At 57.1% G+C, this 16,185-nt stretch carries 14 protein-coding genes; 9 read left to right on the plus strand and 5 right to left on the minus strand.

Features of this window, described 5'->3' with window-relative positions; genetic code table 11:
- Positions 1-83 precede the first annotated feature (83 nt).
- On the plus strand, positions 84-1,598 hold the full coding sequence (gene pap, locus TU86_RS17420; RefSeq protein ID WP_048365571.1) for a polyphosphate:AMP phosphotransferase: 1,515 nt from the start codon (positions 84-86) through the stop codon (positions 1,596-1,598).
- A gap of 143 nt (positions 1,599-1,741) precedes the next feature.
- Here pap and TU86_RS17425 read toward each other — a convergent pair whose 3' ends face one another.
- Positions 1,742-3,133, minus strand: a complete 1,392-nt coding sequence (locus TU86_RS17425; protein ID WP_048365572.1) for a class II fumarate hydratase — start codon at positions 3,131-3,133, stop codon at positions 1,742-1,744.
- Positions 3,134-3,327: 194 nt separating this feature from the next.
- Between TU86_RS17425 and TU86_RS17430 the strand changes: the two genes are divergently transcribed.
- The 7 genes from TU86_RS17430 to TU86_RS17460 all read left to right on the plus strand — a co-directional run bounded on the left by TU86_RS17430 (position 3,328) and on the right by TU86_RS17460 (position 11,152).
- Positions 3,328-3,843 carry a DUF2059 domain-containing protein gene (locus TU86_RS17430; protein ID WP_048365573.1) on the plus strand — a complete coding sequence of 172 codons (516 nt, stop codon included), beginning with the start codon at positions 3,328-3,330 and terminating at the stop codon, positions 3,841-3,843.
- A gap of 11 nt (positions 3,844-3,854) precedes the next feature.
- The gene (locus TU86_RS17435) at positions 3,855-4,160 is read left to right on the plus strand and encodes a BolA family protein (RefSeq protein ID WP_048365574.1); all 306 of its coding nucleotides are present in this window, start codon (positions 3,855-3,857) and stop codon (positions 4,158-4,160) included.
- A 101-nt stretch (positions 4,161-4,261) separates the two neighbouring features.
- The gene (gene trhO, locus TU86_RS17440; protein WP_048365575.1) at positions 4,262-5,200 is read left to right on the plus strand and encodes an oxygen-dependent tRNA uridine(34) hydroxylase TrhO; all 939 of its coding nucleotides are present in this window, start codon (positions 4,262-4,264) and stop codon (positions 5,198-5,200) included.
- A gap of 3 nt (positions 5,201-5,203) precedes the next feature.
- Positions 5,204-5,839 (plus strand): DsbA family protein, encoded by a 636-nt coding sequence (locus TU86_RS17445; RefSeq protein WP_048365576.1) that lies wholly within the window; start codon positions 5,204-5,206, stop codon positions 5,837-5,839.
- A gap of 37 nt (positions 5,840-5,876) precedes the next feature.
- Positions 5,877-7,658, plus strand: a complete 1,782-nt coding sequence (locus TU86_RS17450; protein WP_162207810.1) for an ABC transporter ATP-binding protein — start codon at positions 5,877-5,879, stop codon at positions 7,656-7,658.
- Positions 7,659-7,861: 203 nt separating this feature from the next.
- Positions 7,862-10,318 (plus strand): EAL domain-containing protein, encoded by a 2,457-nt coding sequence (locus TU86_RS17455; protein WP_048365577.1) that lies wholly within the window; start codon positions 7,862-7,864, stop codon positions 10,316-10,318.
- Between the two features lie 45 nt (positions 10,319-10,363).
- Positions 10,364-11,152 carry an iron-containing redox enzyme family protein gene (locus tag TU86_RS17460; protein ID WP_048365578.1) on the plus strand — a complete coding sequence of 263 codons (789 nt, stop codon included), beginning with the start codon at positions 10,364-10,366 and terminating at the stop codon, positions 11,150-11,152.
- A gap of 69 nt (positions 11,153-11,221) precedes the next feature.
- Here the strand turns inward: TU86_RS17460 and TU86_RS17465 are convergent, their stop codons facing one another.
- From TU86_RS17465 to TU86_RS17480, 4 genes are all read right to left on the minus strand, one after another.
- Positions 11,222-11,962 carry a YciK family oxidoreductase gene (locus TU86_RS17465; protein WP_048365579.1) on the minus strand — a complete coding sequence of 247 codons (741 nt, stop codon included), beginning with the start codon at positions 11,960-11,962 and terminating at the stop codon, positions 11,222-11,224.
- 45 nt (positions 11,963-12,007) lie between these two features.
- The gene (gene mupP / locus TU86_RS17470; RefSeq protein WP_048365580.1) at positions 12,008-12,679 is read right to left on the minus strand and encodes an N-acetylmuramic acid 6-phosphate phosphatase MupP; all 672 of its coding nucleotides are present in this window, start codon (positions 12,677-12,679) and stop codon (positions 12,008-12,010) included.
- A gap of 3 nt (positions 12,680-12,682) precedes the next feature.
- Positions 12,683-13,381: a bifunctional 2-polyprenyl-6-hydroxyphenol methylase/3-demethylubiquinol 3-O-methyltransferase UbiG gene (gene ubiG, locus TU86_RS17475; RefSeq protein WP_048365581.1), complete on the minus strand. Its 699-nt coding sequence runs from the start codon at positions 13,379-13,381 to the stop codon at positions 12,683-12,685.
- A gap of 61 nt (positions 13,382-13,442) precedes the next feature.
- Positions 13,443-14,774 (minus strand): TRZ/ATZ family hydrolase, encoded by a 1,332-nt coding sequence (locus TU86_RS17480; RefSeq protein WP_048365582.1) that lies wholly within the window; start codon positions 14,772-14,774, stop codon positions 13,443-13,445.
- A 106-nt stretch (positions 14,775-14,880) separates the two neighbouring features.
- Between TU86_RS17480 and mtnA the strand changes: the two genes are divergently transcribed.
- Entirely contained in the window at positions 14,881-15,957 is a 1,077-nt protein-coding gene (gene mtnA / locus TU86_RS17485) for an S-methyl-5-thioribose-1-phosphate isomerase (protein WP_048365583.1), read from the plus strand.
- Positions 15,958-16,185: the final 228 nt, after the last annotated feature.

A 16,185-nucleotide genomic window follows, 5' to 3' on the forward strand; every position in this document is an offset into this window, starting at 1 on the left:
ACCTATGACAGTTTTGTGTTCATTGTTGCAACGTATGACAGAGCATTGCGCTAGTCTTGTGAACTCTTGCCAGGGAGTTTTCCATGTTCGAATCCGCTGAAATCGGTCACTTCATTGACAAAGAAACCTACGACAACGAAGTGCCTGCGTTGCGCGAAGCCCTGCTCGAAGCGCAATACGATTTGCAGCAGCAGAAACGCTCGGCAGTCATCGTATTGATTAACGGTATTGAAGGGGCTGGCAAGGGTGAAACGGTCAAGTTGCTCAGCGAGTGGATGGACCCTCGCTTGATCGAAGTGCGCACCTTTGATACGCAAACCGACGAGGAACTGGCGCACCCTCCAGCGTGGCGTTATTGGCGCCAATTGCCGGCCAAAGGCCGTATGGGCGTGTTCTTTGGCAACTGGTACAGCCAGATGCTGCAAGGCCGGGTGCACGGTGTATTCAAGGATGCCGTGCTGGACCAGGCAATCAACGGTGCTGAACGCCTGGAAAAAATGCTCTGTAATGAAGGCGCGGTAATTTTCAAGTTTTGGTTTCATCTGTCCAAGAAGCAAATGAAGGCGCGCTTGAAAGCACTCCAAGATGACCCGCTGCACAGCTGGCGTATCAGTCCGCTGGATTGGCAACAGTCAGAAACTTACGACCGCTTTGTACGATTTGGTGAGCGTGTAATTCGCCGTACCAGTCGCGACTACGCCCCCTGGAACATTGTGGAAGGTGTCGACCCTTATTACCGCAGTCTGACAGTCGGCAAAATCTTGCTCGAAGGGCTGCAAGCGGCGCTCAATACACCCAAACCTAAAGCGCGCCCCAGCAGTGCTGCGCCGTTGACCGAGGCCATTGATGGCCTGAGTTTGCTTAACTGTCTGGACATGACCCGGCACCTGGAAAAAGACGACTATCAAGAACAACTGATCACTGAGCAGGCACGTTTGTCGGGGTTGATGCGCGACAAGCGTATGCGCCGTCATGCTTTGGTCGCGGTGTTTGAAGGCAATGACGCGGCCGGCAAGGGTGGCTCTATCAGGCGAGTGGCCGCAGCACTGGACCCGCGTCAATACAGCATTGTGCCGATCGCTGCGCCCACTGAAGATGAGCGGGCGCAACCGTACCTTTGGCGTTTTTGGCGAAAAGTTCCGGCCCGCGGCAAGTTCACGGTATTTGACCGTTCGTGGTATGGGCGCGTGCTGGTCGAACGCATCGAAGGTTTCTGCACGCAAGCGGACTGGCTGCGCGCCTACGGTGAAATCAACGATTTTGAAGAGCAGCTCAGTAATGCGGGCGTGATCGTCGTCAAGTTCTGGCTGGCGATTGATAAAGAGGTTCAGTTGCAGCGTTTTCAAGAGCGCGAAGCTATCCCTTTCAAACGGTTCAAAATCACCGAAGAGGACTGGCGCAATCGCGAAAAGTGGGACCTGTATCGCTCGGCGGTGTGCGACATGGTCGACCGCACAAGCACTGAAATATCACCCTGGACGCTGGTTGAGGCCAATGACAAGCGTTGGGCCCGGGTCAAGGTATTGCGCACCATTAACGATGCACTGCAAGCAGCGTTCGAGAAGCGGGACAAGCACGACAAGAAGCACAAGAAGTAACGGCGCTTTCTTGCATCCGGGCGCGAAGCGGTTGCAGACCAATCAACGCGGTGCTTCATAAACACCGCAATCGAGGGTTTGTGATCGCTGCGCACTCGGACATCGCCTTCGCCAGCGGCTACGCCAGCTTGTTGTGAGCAGGTTTAATGTTTGCCTGCTCCCAACATGTTTTGCGGCCGTACCCATTGGTCGAACTCGGCATCCGTCAAATAGCCCAATTGCAGCGCTGCCTCGCGCAAGGTCAAACCTTCGGCGTAGGCCTTTTTGGCGATTTCAGCCGACTTGTCGTAACCGATATGGGGGTTCAGGGCGGTGACCAGCATCAGGCCGCGCTCCAGGTGTTCAGCCATTTTGGCGGCATCCACTTCCAAGCCTGTGATGCAGTGCTTTTGGAAGTTGCTGCAACCGTCTGCCAGTAGTTGGATGGACTGCAACAGGTTGTGAATGATCACCGGTTTGTACACGTTCAACTGCAAGTGACCCTGGCTGGCAGCAAAACCGATGGTTACGTCGTTGCCCATCACTTGGCACGCCAGCATCGACAGCGCTTCGCACTGAGTGGGGTTGACCTTGCCGGGCATGATCGAGCTTCCAGGCTCGTTGGCTGGCAGTTTGATTTCAGCCAGCCCCGCGCGCGGTCCCGAACCCAGCAGGCGCAAGTCATTGGCAAGTTTCATCAGGGTCACGGCCAGGGTTTTGAGTGCGCCCGACAGGTTGGTCAGGGGTTCGTGACCCGCCAGGGCGGCAAACTTGTTGGGTGCCGTGACAAACGGCAAGCCGGACAACGCCGCCAGTTCAGCCGCAATCGCCTCGGCAAAGCCGTGGGGTGCATTCAGGCCGGTGCCCACCGCAGTGCCGCCCTGCGCCAGCTCGTAGACGGCGGGCAGGGCGGCGTTGATGCCGCGCTCCGCGTAATCGAGTTGCGCTATAAATGCAGACAGTTCCTGACCAAAGGTGATGGGTGTGGCATCCATCAGGTGAGTGCGGCCGGTTTTGACCTGTTTCATGTGGCGAGCCGACAACTCGGCCAGCCCCCCTGCCAGCTCACTGATCGCAGGCAGTAATTGTTCGTGGACGGCTTTGGCGACAGCAATGTGCATGGCGGTCGGAAAACAGTCGTTGGAGCTTTGCGAGCGATTGACATGGTCATTAGGGTGAACCGGCGATTTGCCGCCACGCCCCTTGCCCGCCAACTCATTGGCACGACCGGCCAGCACTTCGTTGGCGTTCATGTTGCTTTGCGTACCACTGCCGGTTTGCCACACGGCCAGTGGAAACTGGTCATCGTGTTCGCCGCGCAGCACTTCATCTGCCGCTTGTTCGATCAGGCGTGCAATGTCGGCAGGCACATCGCCGTTGCGATCATTAACCCTGGCCGCGGCCTTTTTGATCAGCACGAGCGCATGCAGCACAGGCAGTGGCATTTTCTCGTTGCCGATGGCGAAGTTGATCAGCGAACGTTGAGTTTGCGCGCCCCAATAGGCGTCCTCCGGCACATTCACTTCACCCAGGCTGTCGGTTTCGATACGGCTCATCAGGCGGCTTCCTCTCAGAATGTGATCACAGAGCTTAGGCGCTGATTGAGCATAGGGGTTCAATCTTTGGTTTTAGCGACTTTTGTCGATGGGATGAGAACGACTATCAGATGCGGGGTTGAGTGACACACTTTGTTAGGCGCAGAATGGGCGCCCTTGGGGTTAGACCTCGCTTGCTAGATAAAGGAAACTCGATGACCCGTCTTCGCGCCATCTGTACAGCAGTTGCTCTGGTATGCGCCAGCGGCCAGGTTTTTGCCGATGCTGCTAGCCACGCTGCCAGTGCTGAAACCTTCCTCAAGCTGGCCCATGCCGACAAGCTGGGTACCCCGGTATACATGCAAGTGCAGCAAATGTTTGCCCAGCGTTTTGAGCAAACCAAAGCCCCGGCGGCCAAGAAAGCCCTGCTCGAAACCTACCAGGCCAAAGCTAACACCGCTCTGGACCAGGCCATTGGTTGGGACAAACTGAAACCGGACATGATCAAGCTGTACACCACCAACTTCAGCGAAACCGAACTCAAGGACCTGGTGGCGTTCTACCAGTCGCCGTTGGGTAAGAAAGTCCTGGAAAAAATGCCGCAACTGACTCAGCAATCGGCCCAAATGACCCAGGCCAAGCTGGAAAGCGCGGTGCCGGTGGTCAACAAGCTGTTGGCCGACATGACAGCAGAACTGGAGCCTAAAGCGGCCCCGGCCAAAAAGAAGTAAGCGGAGCCTGAATGAACATGCAACAACGTATCGAGTCGACGCTGAGCGCGTTGCAGCCCGTGCACCTGAACGTGCTGGATGAAAGCCACATGCACAGTCGCGGGTTGCAGACGCACTTCAAGGCGGTGGTGGTGAGCGAGCAGTTCGCCGGGCTTAACAGCGTCAAGCGTCACCAAAAGGTTTACGCCACGTTGGGTGACTTGATGGGTGAGTTCCATGCGTTGGCCTTGCACACCTACACGCCTGATGAGTGGGCGAAAATCGGCACAGCCCCGGCATCGCCGACCTGTGCTGGCGGTGGTCACTCGTTGGCTTAACACGTCGGCTTTTTGCTAGAATCCGCAGCGCGCCGCTTAGCCGGCGCGTTTTTTTGCATCCGGTTCACCCCTTACGAGGGTAGCCACCTGGAGACATACCCATGACTGCACCTATCGTTGTTGCTGCACTGTATAAATTCGTCACGCTTGAAGATTACGTTGAACTGCGCGAGCCCTTGCTCAAGGCGATGGTTGATAACGGCATCAAAGGTACGCTGCTGATCGCCGAAGAAGGCATCAACGGTACGGTATCCGGCAGCCGTGAAGGCATTGACGGGCTGATGACCTGGTTGCGTGCCGACCCGCGCATGGTCGATATCGACCACAAAGAATCCTACTGCGATGACCAGCCTTTCTATCGGACCAAGGTCAAGCTGAAGAAAGAAATCGTCACTCTCGGCGTTGAAGGCGTAGACCCGAACAAGAAAGTCGGTACCTATGTCGACCCTGAGAACTGGAACGCGCTGATCAGCGACCCTGAAGTGCTGCTGATCGATACCCGCAACGACTACGAAGTATCGATTGGTACGTTTGAAGGGGCCATTGATCCGAAGACCACCAGTTTTCGTGAGTTTCCGGACTACATCAAAGCCAACTTCGACCCGGCCAAACACAAGAAAGTCGCTATGTTTTGCACCGGGGGCATTCGCTGCGAAAAGGCGTCGAGCTATATGCTCAGCCAAGGGTTTGATGAGGTGTATCACCTCAAGGGCGGCATCCTTAAGTACCTTGAAAACGTGCCGCAAGAAGAAACCAAATGGCAGGGCGACTGCTTCGTATTTGATAACCGTGTGACCGTGCGTCATGACCTGACGGAGGGCGAGTACGACCAGTGCCACGCCTGCCGCACACCGATCAGTGCCGTCGATCGCGAATCCGAGCACTATCAGCCGGGTATCAGTTGCCCGCATTGCTGGGACAAACTGAGCGAAAAAACCCGTCGCAGCGCCATTGACCGTCAAAAGCAGATCGAGTTGGCGAAGGCTCGGAACCAGCCGCACCCAATTGGCCACAACTACCGTAAACCTGCCGAGGCCTGAGCCATGTCCGCGCGCCTGCTCTATGTGATGGACCCCATGTGCTCGTGGTGCTGGGGGTTTGCAGCCACCGCGCAAGCCTTGGTTGAGCAGGCGCAGGCAGCCGGGGTTGAGTTGCATCTGGTGGTCGGCGGTTTGCGCACCGGTAGCGGCGCGGCGCTCGAACCCGCGACCCGACGCTACATTCTTGAGCACTGGCAGGCGGTGAACGAAGCCACCGGTCAGGCGTTCACGTTTGAGGGCGCCTTGCCCGAAGGCTTTGTGTACGACACCGAGCCGGCGTGCCGGGCCATCGTGGCCGCACGCAGTCTGGCGCCCGATTGCGCATGGACGTTGCTGGGCTTGATCCAGCAGGCCTTTTACGTCCAGGGGCGGGACGTGACCCAAGCCAGTGTGCTGGTGGAGCTGGCCGAAACGGCAGGGCTACCGCGCATCGAGTTTGCGGCGGCTTTTGACAGTGCAGAACAACACGCGGCCACAGCGGCGGACTTTACCTGGGTACAAGATTTGGGCATCGCAGGCTTCCCGACCTTGTTGGCCGAGCGTCAGGGGCAATTGGCGCTACTGACTAACGGTTACCAACCCCTCAAACCTTTATCTGACTTGCTCGGCCGTTGGCTTGATCGCGCTGCGAGTGCGTAACTCCAAGGAACTCCCTCTGAATACCCTTAACACCCAGATACCGGACCGCCTGACGTGGGCTGAAATCCGTCGATTAGCCCTGCGTCACAAAAAAGCCTTGTGGATTGCCAATGGCGTCGCGGTGCTGGCCACGTTGTGCAGCGTACCCATTCCGTTGCTGCTGCCTCTGCTGGTGGATGAGGTCTTGCTGGGCAACGGTGATGCGGCGCTCAAGGTGATGAATCAGTTGCTGCCCACCACCTGGCAGTCTTCTGTGGGCTATATCGGCCTGATGCTGCTGGTGACGCTGATGCTGCGCTGTGGCGCGCTGCTGTTCAACGTGCTGCAAGCGCGGCTGTTTTCACGCCTGGCCAAGGACATCGTGTTCCGCATCCGCTTGCGCTTGATCGAACGCTTGAAGCGTATTTCGCTGGCCGAATACGAGAGCCTGGGCAGCGGCACGGTGACGACCCATCTAGTCACCGACCTTGAGACCCTCGACAAGTTTGTGGGTGAAACCTTGAGCCGGTTTTTAGTCGCCATGCTCACGCTGGTGGGCACATCGGGCATTTTGTTATGGATGCATTGGGAGTTGGCGTTACTGATTCTGCTGTTCAATCCATTGGTGATTTACGCCACCGTACAGTTGGGCAAGCGCGTCAAGCACCTCAAAAAGCTCGAAAACGACAGCACCTCGCACTTCACCCAGGCGCTGACTGAAACCCTGGATTCCATCCAGGAAGTGCGTGCTGGCAATCGTCAGGGTTATTTCCTCGGACGGCTGGGGCATCGGGCCAAAGAAGTGCGTGATTTTGCTACCGCGTCGCAATGGAAAAGTGACGCCTCCAATCGTGCCAGTGGTTTGCTGTTTCAGTTCGGTATCGACATTTTTCGCGCCGCGGCGATGCTGACAGTGCTGTTTTCGGACCTGTCGATCGGGCAGATGCTCGCGGTATTCAGTTACCTGTGGTTCATGATCGGACCCGTCGAGCAGTTGTTGAACCTGCAATATGCGTTTTACGCAGCCAGTGGAGCAATGACGCGTATCAACCAACTGCTGGCGCGTGCCGACGAACCGCAATACCCCGGGGGGGCCGATCCGTTCAAGGGCCGGCAGACCGTGGGGCTTGAAGTGCGTGACCTGTGCTTTAGCTATGGCGAGGAGCGGGTGCTCGATCACCTGAACCTCACCATCGCGCCAGGTGAAAAAGTGGCCATTGTCGGGGCCAGCGGCGGGGGTAAAAGCACGTTGGTGCAACTGCTGCTGGGGCTTTATACGCCGCAGTCGGGCAGCATCTTTTTTGCGGGTGAAAGCCAGCCGGATATCGGCCTGGAAACCATCCGCGAACACGTCGCGGTCGTTTTGCAACACCCGGCTTTGTTCAACGACACGGTGCGCGCCAACTTGACAATGGGGCGTGAACGCACCGATGAAGCCTGCTGGCGCGCGCTAGAAATCGCTCAGCTCGACGGGACGATTCGCACTTTGCCACAAGGGCTGGACAGTATTGTCGGGCGTTCAGGGGTGCGCCTGTCAGGGGGGCAGCGCCAACGTCTGGCCATTGCGCGCATGGTGCTGGCTGATCCCAGAGTAGTGATCCTTGATGAGGCCACCAGTGCTTTGGATGCGGCCACGGAATACAACCTGCATCACGCTTTGGGAAAATTCTTGAGCGGGCGCACTACGTTGATCATCGCTCACCGCTTATCTGCGGTAAAACAGGCGGATCGGGTGCTAGTGTTCGATGGCGGCCGTATTGCCGAGCAGGGCGAGCATCAACAGCTATTGGCCGAAGGTGGCTTGTACGCGAAGTTGTACGGGCATTTGCAGCAAAGTTGACGCAGGGGTGACGTTGCGTTTTCTGTGTTGAGTGCTTGAATCCCCTCCATGATTCTCTTTTATGTTACAGATTGCCCTGAGCCGGGTTCATCGAAACGTGTCACCACGTCTGGTTGTTTCGTTTGTCAGAATCTGGCCAGGGTTAAGCAGCAATGAGGCATTTTCTCTGGTTTTCGTCTGGCAGTCTGAATGAAAGGGAACTCATGAAACGCAAACGTCCACTTGCAACACCGCGGCTTTTGGGGATTGTCTGGCCCTTTATCGCCGTGGTGCTGTTTCAGGCGTTATTAGGGGGCGTGAGCCTGTACATGCTCTCTGCGGTACGCGGCTATGTCGCGGGGGAGAGTTTGTGGTCCAAAGGTCAGAAGGACGCCATTTATTACCTGAATCTGTACGCTGACAGCCGCGATCAGGCCATCTTCGAAAAGTACCAGCAAGCCATCCGCGTGCCGCAAGGCGGCCATAACCTGCGCCTTGCGCTGGATCAATCACCTCCCGATTTGAACGCTGCGCGTGAAGGCATTCTGCAAGGTGGCAACAGCCCGGATGATGTGACGAGCATCATTTGGTTTTATCGCAATTTTCGTAATTTCAGCTATCTGGATACCGCGATACAGAAGTGGACGGTGGGCGACGATTACCTGGTGCAGCTCCACGCGCTGGCTCAGGAAATACACCAAAAAATCAGTGCCAACCAAGCGACTGATGCGGATGTGAAACGCTGGAAAGCCAATATTTTTGCCATCAACGAGGCGGTGACTCCCGCTGCCAAAGCGTTTAGCGACGCCTTGGGCGAGGGTTCACGGTTTATTCAGCAATTGTTGATTTTTATTAACCTGGCAACGGCATTGATGCTGATTCTGCTGGCGCTGTTGCGCACCCATAAAATCCTGGCGCAACGGCGTGCATTCGCTCAAGCGCTGGAGGTTGAGAAAGAACGCGCGCAAGTCACTCTTGAATCGATTGGTGACGGGGTGATTACCACCGACGTGACCGGTGCCATCGATTACATGAACCCGGCGGCCGAATTACTCACCCATTGGAAGTTGCAGCAGGCCCAAGGGGTGCCGTTGGCGGCATTGTTCAAACTGCTGGATGAAAATGCTCAAGACGATGGTTTTAAGCTGATGGACCATATCCTCAGTGGCCAACTGGGTAACAGCAGTGAGCACTCCAAACTGATTCAACGCATGGATGGCAGCACCGTGTCGGTGACGTTGGTGGGGGCACCGATTTTCAGTGGCGGCAAAGTCAGCGGCTCTGTACTGGTGCTGCATGACATGACGCAGGAGCGGCAATACATTGCCAATTTGTCATGGCAGGCCACGCACGATGCACTCACGGGTTTGGCTAATCGACGCGAGTTTGAGTACCGCCTGGATCTGGTGTTGCAAAACCTCGGGCGTCAGCACGGTCGGCATGCGTTGATGTTTCTGGACCTGGATCAGTTCAAGCTGGTGAATGACACCTGCGGCCATGCAGCAGGCGACGAATTGCTGCGCCATATTTGTGCGCTGCTGCAATCCGGGTTGCGCGAGGGCGATACATTGGCCCGTCTGGGTGGGGACGAGTTCGGCATCCTGCTGGAGAATTGTCCTCCCGATGTGGCAGAAAAAATCGCTGAGGGCCTGCGACAAACCGTGCAAAGTCTGCACTTCGCCTGGAAAGGACGGCCATTTCTCAACACCATCAGCATTGGGCTGGTGCACATCCATCAGGCGCCCGTTACGTTGGAAGGGTTGCTGCGTGCAGCGGACATGGCCTGCTACATGGCCAAAGAGAAAGGCCGCAACCGTGTTCAGGTCTACCACGCCGATGACTCTGAACTGTCGTTGCGCTTTGGTGAAATGGCCTGGGTGCAACGCCTGCATGTCGCGCTTGAAGAAAACCGCTTTTGCCTTTACGCCCAGGAAATCACCCCTTTGGGGCAGGGTATTGAGGGTGGCCATATCGAGATACTGCTGCGTCTGCACGATGAGTCGGGGCATATCATCTTGCCGGACAGCTTTATTCCGGCCGCAGAGCGTTATGGTCTGATGACCTCAATCGATCGCTGGGTCGTTGAGAATGTGTTCAAAGTGATTGCGCAGTGCACGGCCTTGGGCTCGGACCAGCCGATGGCAATGTGCGCGATCAACTTGTCAGGCTCCACCATTGGGGATGATGACTTTTTGGCGTTTTTGCATGAGCAGTTCGAATGCTATGCCGTGCCACCGTCGCGCGTCTGTTTCGAAATAACGGAAACCAGCGCTATTTCCAATCTTGGCAGTGCCATTCGGTTCATTAATGACCTTAAAGGATTGGGGTGTCATTTTTCCTTGGATGATTTTTGCGCGGGTATGTCGTCGTTTGCATATTTAAAACACCTGCCCGTCGACTTTCTTAAAATAGATGGCAGTTTTGTCAAGGATATGCTGGACGATCCTATTAACCGCGCTATGGTAGAGGTTATTAATCATATCGGGCATGTTATGGGTAAACGCACGATTGCCGAGTTTGTTGAAACCCCGCAAATTGAGCAGGCGCTGATCGAAATTGGCGTCGATTATGCTCAGGGTTACATCATTGAACGCCCGCAATTGTTTACCTGTGACAGCTTGTTGTGTCGCCCCAAGCGCGCATTGCCATTGGCAATGAAGGCGCCGGGCACGTTCCGTTGATGTCTAGCAGGTATGTCTTAATCACCTCTCAGAAGGAACTCGATTGTGATCGATACATTTAATCGTACGGGGCCGCTCATGGACGCCGCCAGTTATCCACAGTGGGCCCAACAGCTCATCCGTGACTGTGCAGAGAGCAAGCGTCGAGTTGTCGAGCATGAAATCTACAAGCGCATGCGTGACAACACGATCCACCCCAAGACTATGCGCATGTATTTGATCGGGGGTTGGCCAGTCGTTGAGCAATTTTCGTTGTACATGGGTCATAACCTGGGCAAAACCCGTTACGGGCGGCGCCTGGGTGAGGATATGGCGCGTCGCTGGCTCATTCGTAATATTCGGGTCGAGCTCAACCATGCCGATTATTGGGTGCACTGGGCCAAGGCGCATGGTGTCAGCCTTGAAGACATGATCAAGCAAGAGATTCCGGCTGAATTCCAGGCGCTTAATGACTGGTGCTGGCATACCTGTGCAACGGATTCGCTCGAAGTGTCGATGGCGGCCACCAACTACGCGATCGAAGGGGCGGTGGGTGAATGGTCTGCAGTGGTGTGCTCAACCAATGTGTACGAAGAGTCGTTCCCGGAAGAGGGGCGTAAGCGCGCCATGAAGTGGCTGAAAATGCATGCTCAGTACGATGATGAGCATCCATGGGAAGCGCTGGAAATCATCTGTACCCTGGTGGGTTTGAATCCGACGGAGCAAGAGCTTGCTGCACTGCGCAGAGCAGTCTGCAAAAGTTACGACTATAAATACTTGTTTCTGCAAGCCTGCCTTCAGTACGAAAAGACATTTGTTGCGCAGGAGCGTCGGGAGCTGGTTGAGGCCAGTTAACGATCCGAGGGTGTGAAAAAAACCGCAGGCTGCATGATAGGCAGCCTGCGGTTTTTGTTTGTGGCGCGATTACTGTGCGTCGAAGGCTTGCCCGTTGATCCCGGTACTGTCCGGGCCCATCAGGTACAGATACACCGGCATGATGTCCTGCGGCAGCGGGTTGTTCTGCGGGTTTTCGCCGGGATAAGCCTGCGCGCGCATGCTGGTGCGTGTAGCGCCGGGGTTGATGCTGTTTGAGCGCATGGGCGCGATGCCTTCGACTTCGTCCGCCAGGGTTTGCATCAAGCCTTCTGTGGCGAATTTCGACACACCATACGCACCCCAGTAAGCGCGACCTTTGCGACCTACGCTGCTTGAGGTGAAGATCACCGATGCGTCCTGCGACAGCTTGAGCAGTGGCAGCAGGGTGCTGGTGAGCATGAATACCGCATTGACGTTCACCTGCATGACGCGCATGAAGTTCTCGCCAGATAACTGCTCTATCGGTGTGCGTGGGCCGATGATCGAGGCGTTGTGCAGCAGGCCGTCAAGGTGACCGAATTCAGTTTCGATCATGGCCGCCAGTTCGTCGTACTGGTGAGGCAGTGCGGTTTCCAGATTGAAAGGAATGACTGCGGGACGAGGGTGGCCTGCGGCTTCAATCTCATCGTATACCTGGCTCAGGTTGGCTTCGGTTTTGCCCAGTAGCAGAACGGTGGCGCCATGCGCGGCGTAGGTTTTAGCGGTGGTAGCTCCGATACCTCGACCTGCGCCAGTGACCAGAATTACGCGGCCCTGAAGCAGGTCAGGGCGAGCAGAATAATCAAACATAAAACACCTCTACAAAAATCAACGAACGAACGCGGTGCAGGCTGCTCAGCAGCTGCACATCGCGTTATCCAATACTTTGCGCAAGTCTGAAGGTTGGTCGACCACCACGTCAGCACCCCAGTGATCGGGGTTGTCGTCCGGGTTGATATAGCCAAAGCGCACGGCAGCAGTCTTGGTGCCAGCATCGCGCCCGGATTCGATGTCGCGCAGGTCGTCGCCGACGTACAGCACGCTGGAAGGATCAAGGTTGAGCATCTTGCAGGCTAAAATCAGCGGCTCGGGGTCGGGCTTGCTGTGGGTTACGTGGTCAGGGCAGATCAGTACCGCTGAGCGTTCCGCCAGCCCCAGCCGCTCCATGATCGGCTGGGCAAAGCGCACGGGTTTGTTTGTTACCACGCCCCATACCAAATGCGCCTTCTCGATGTCGGCCAACAACTCGGCCATGCCGTCGAACAGTTTGGTATGGACGGCGCAATCACGCTGATAACGCTCCAGAAACTCAAGGCGCAACGCTTCAAAGCCCTGCGCCTCAGGGTCCATGTTGAAGGTCACGGCGACCATCGCGCGCGCACCGCCCGAGATTTCGTCGCGGATGAGTTTGTCTGCGATAGGGGGCAGGTCGCGCTCGGCACGCATGGCCTGGCAGATGGCAATGAAGTCCGGCGCGGTGTCGAGCAGGGTGCCGTCCATGTCAAAAAGAACTGCTCTTAAACGCATGTCTTACTCCTCGCGCAGGGTCTGGATCATGTAATTGACGTCAACATCGGACTCAAGCTTGTAGTGCTTGGTCAGCGGGTTGTAAGTCAGGCCGATGATGTCTTTGACGCTCAGTCCCGCCTGGCGGCTCCAGGCGCCCAGCTCGGAGGGGCGAATGAACTTCTTGAAGTCATGCGTGCCGCGCGGGATCAGCTTCATGATGTATTCAGCGCCGATGATCGCGAACAGATAGGCTTTCGGGTTGCGGTTGATGGTCGAAAAGAACACCTGGCCGCCCGGCTTGACCATGCGGTAGCAGGCGCGGATCACCGAGGCCGGGTCGGGTACGTGTTCCAGCATTTCAAGGCAAGTGACCACGTCGAACTGTGCTGGCATTTCAGCGGCCAGTTCCTCAGCGGTGATTTGGCGGTACTCCACATTCACCCCGGATTCGAGCTGATGCAGGCGCGCGACGGCCAACGGGGCTTCGCCCATGTCGATGCCCATGACGTCTGCACCGCGTTGCGCCATGGACTCGCTGAGGATGCCGCCGCCACACCCCACGTCGAGCACCTTTTTGCCGGCCAGTTGTACGCGCTCGTCAATCCAGTTGACGCGCAGCGGGTTGATGTCATGCAGGGGTTTGAACTCGCTTTCACGGTCCCACCAGCGATGGGCAAGCGCTTCGAATTTAGCGATCTCGGCGTGGTCAACGTTGCTCATGGGTCAATCCTCTAAAACTAAAACGGGGTAATGCTCCGGGTCCATGCCCCAAGCGTTGGAATCAATGGGTGTGGCCGCTGATGCGTTCGCCCCAGGCCTTGGCGGTCGCGATCAGGTGTGGTTCGTTCAGGCGGGTCAGGCGTCGGTCTTCGATCAGTTGCTTGCCGCCGACCCACAGGTGTTGCACGCAGTCGCGGCCGGTGGCGTAAATCAGCTGTGACACAGGGTCGTAGACCGGTTGTTGAGCCAGGCCGCTGAGGTCGAAGGCCACCAAGTCTGCAAGCTTGCCGATTTCGATCGAGCCGATGTCGCTTTCCAGTCCCAGTGCGCGCGCGCCGTTGAGGGTCGCCATGCGCAAGGCACGATGGGCATCCAGGGCTGTGGCCGAGCCTGCAACGGCCTTGGCCAGCAGGGCGGCAGTGCGTATTTCACCCAGCAAATCGAGGTCATTGTTGCTGGCAGCGCCATCGGTGCCAACCGCGACGTTCACGCCGGCTTGCCACAAGCGTTCAACCGGGCAAAAGCCACTGGCCAGTTTCAGGTTGGATTCGGGGCAGTGAATGACGCTGGTATTGCTTTCTACCAGCATCGTCAGGTCGTCATCGCTGATCTGGGTCATGTGAACGGCCTGAAAGCGCGGCCCCAGCAGGCCCAGGCGCGCCAGACGGGCCAGCGGACGTTCGCCGCTGTGCTCGACAGCCTGGTTTACCTCGAAGGCTGTCTCGTGCACATGCATGTGAATCGAGGCGTCCAGCTCGTCGGCCACAAGGCGGATTTTTTCCAGATTGTCATCGCTGACTGTGTACGGTGCGTGAGGGCCGAAGGCAATTTTGATTCGCGGGTGGTATTTCAGATCACCGAACAGTTCGACAGCCTGGCGCAGCGATTCATCAGTCGAACTGGCGCCCGGAATGGGGAAGTCGAGAATCGGTATGGCGATTTGAGCGCGAATGCCGCTTTCGTGCACGCGGTCGCAGGCCACTTTAGGGAAAAAATACATGTCGCTGAAGCAAGTGATGCCCCCCTTGAGCTGCTCGGCAATGGCAAGGTCGGTGCCGTCGCGAACGAAGTCTTCGTTTACCCATTTACCTTCTGCGGGCCAAATATGCTGTTCCAGCCAGGTCATCAGGGGCAGGTCATCGGCCAGGCCGCGGAACAGGGTCATTGCAGCGTGCCCGTGAGCGTTGATCAGTCCGGGGCAAAGCAACATGTCTGGCAGTTCGCGGGTTTCGTTGGCCGTGTGCTTCAGCGCGGCGTGACGCGGGCCGATGAACACGATGCGGCCATCGCGAACGCCGACGGCATGGTCCTTGAGTACGACGCCGGCAGGTTCGACAGGCACCAGCCAGGTTGGCAGCAGGAGTAGGTCGAGGGACATAGGGGCAGTCGGCATCGAAAAAGGATTCCAGTGCTTTATAAAAGGAGGGCAAGTATACCCGAGCGCCCGGCCGGGCGGCTCGCTATAATCGGCGGCTTTGTTCTGGGTGATGGGGGAGTGCATGCGCGATCGACTGTTGGCAGCAGAAAAGGTAAAGGCCATCGATTGGCGAGGTGAGGCCCTGTATTTGCTGGATCAGCGTATCTTGCCCTTCGAAGAAAACTGGTTGCCCTACACCAGCGCTGAGGGTGTCGCGCTGGCCATTCGCGACATGGTTGTGCGTGGCGCGCCCGCCATTGGTATTGCGGCGGCCTATGGCGTAGTGCTTGCTGCACGCAGCCGCCATGCGCAGGGAGGCGACTGGGTGGCCGCGCTGGAGGCGGACTTCGCGCTGCTGGCAGATTCACGGCCAACGGCAGTCAATCTGTTCTGGGCGCTTAACCGTATGCGTGACCGCCTGACGCGCGCGCACCACCGTGCTGATGTGTTGCAGGTGCTGGAAGCCGAAGCGATTGCCATTCATGAAAGCGATCGTGAGGCCAACCTGACGATGGCGCAATTGGGCGTTGATGTGATTCGTCGGCATCAGGGCAATGCGCAAACCGTTCTGACCCATTGCAATACGGGGGCATTGGCCACCGGCGGCTTTGGTACGGCGCTGGGGGTTATCCGTGGCGCGTTTATCGAAGGCATGATTGAGCAGGTGTATGCCGATGAAACCCGCCCCTGGCTGCAAGGCTCGCGCCTGACAGCGTGGGAGTTGGTAAACGAAGGTATTCCGGTAACGCTCAATGCGGACTCGGCGGCTGCGCACATTATGAAAACCAAGGGCGTGACCTGGGTGATCGTCGGGGCTGACCGGATTACCGCTAACGGCGATGTGGCGAACAAAATCGGCACCTATCAACTGGCCGTCAATGCGATGCACCACGGCGTACGTTTTATGGTGGTTGCGCCCAGCTCCACGATTGATATGGCCTTGGCCAGCGGCGAAGACATCCCGATTGAAGAGCGCGCGGGTGATGAGCTGCTGAGTGTGGGCGGCCAGCGGGTCGGGGCGGATGTACCCGCCTTTAACCCGGTGTTTGATGTCACGCCCGCCGATCTGATTGATGTGATCGTCACCGAGAAGGGTATCGTCGAGCGTCCGGATGCGGCCAAAATGGCTCAGTTAATGTGCCGTAAGCGTCTGCATTAATGCGCTCTCAGCTCCTCTGAGCGCGTTTAAGCCGACAATGGGTGCGCTTACTGTGTGCCATGCGCATCTGAGGGATAGGTGCGTGGCGGCGTTTGTGATAACATCCGGCGGTTTCCAGGGTGGCTCGCAAGGGTTGCCCTTAATGCGCAAATCCGTGTCATAACTCGTTGATTTGTCGTAAGTCGTTGCTTGGCACGTGGCCAGCATCGGCGAGCTTCGTTCGTCCCG

It is taken from the genome of Pseudomonas weihenstephanensis (assembly GCF_001043055.1).
Lineage (GTDB): Bacteria > Pseudomonadota > Gammaproteobacteria > Pseudomonadales > Pseudomonadaceae > Aquipseudomonas > Aquipseudomonas weihenstephanensis.

Bases quoted from the DNA above. Each gene is read 5' to 3' on its own strand.
- trhO (WP_048365575.1), top strand. From the start codon at position 4,262: ATGACTGCACCTATCGTTGTTGCTGCACTGTATAAATTCGTCACGCTT.
- TU86_RS17480 (WP_048365582.1), bottom strand. From the start codon at position 14,774: ATGCCGACTGCCCCTATGTCCCTCGACCTACTCCTGCTGCCAACCTGG.
- TU86_RS17435 (WP_048365574.1), top strand. From the start codon at position 3,855: ATGAACATGCAACAACGTATCGAGTCGACGCTGAGCGCGTTGCAGCCC.
- TU86_RS17425 (WP_048365572.1), bottom strand. From the start codon at position 3,133: ATGAGCCGTATCGAAACCGACAGCCTGGGTGAAGTGAATGTGCCGGAG.
- ubiG (WP_048365581.1), bottom strand. From the start codon at position 13,381: ATGAGCAACGTTGACCACGCCGAGATCGCTAAATTCGAAGCGCTTGCC.
- mupP (WP_048365580.1), bottom strand. From the start codon at position 12,679: ATGCGTTTAAGAGCAGTTCTTTTTGACATGGACGGCACCCTGCTCGAC.
- TU86_RS17445 (WP_048365576.1), top strand. From the start codon at position 5,204: ATGTCCGCGCGCCTGCTCTATGTGATGGACCCCATGTGCTCGTGGTGC.
- TU86_RS17455 (WP_048365577.1), top strand. From the start codon at position 7,862: ATGAAACGCAAACGTCCACTTGCAACACCGCGGCTTTTGGGGATTGTC.
- TU86_RS17465 (WP_048365579.1), bottom strand. From the start codon at position 11,962: ATGTTTGATTATTCTGCTCGCCCTGACCTGCTTCAGGGCCGCGTAATT.
- pap (WP_048365571.1), top strand. From the start codon at position 84: ATGTTCGAATCCGCTGAAATCGGTCACTTCATTGACAAAGAAACCTAC.
- mtnA (WP_048365583.1), top strand. From the start codon at position 14,881: ATGCGCGATCGACTGTTGGCAGCAGAAAAGGTAAAGGCCATCGATTGG.
- TU86_RS17430 (WP_048365573.1), top strand. From the start codon at position 3,328: ATGACCCGTCTTCGCGCCATCTGTACAGCAGTTGCTCTGGTATGCGCC.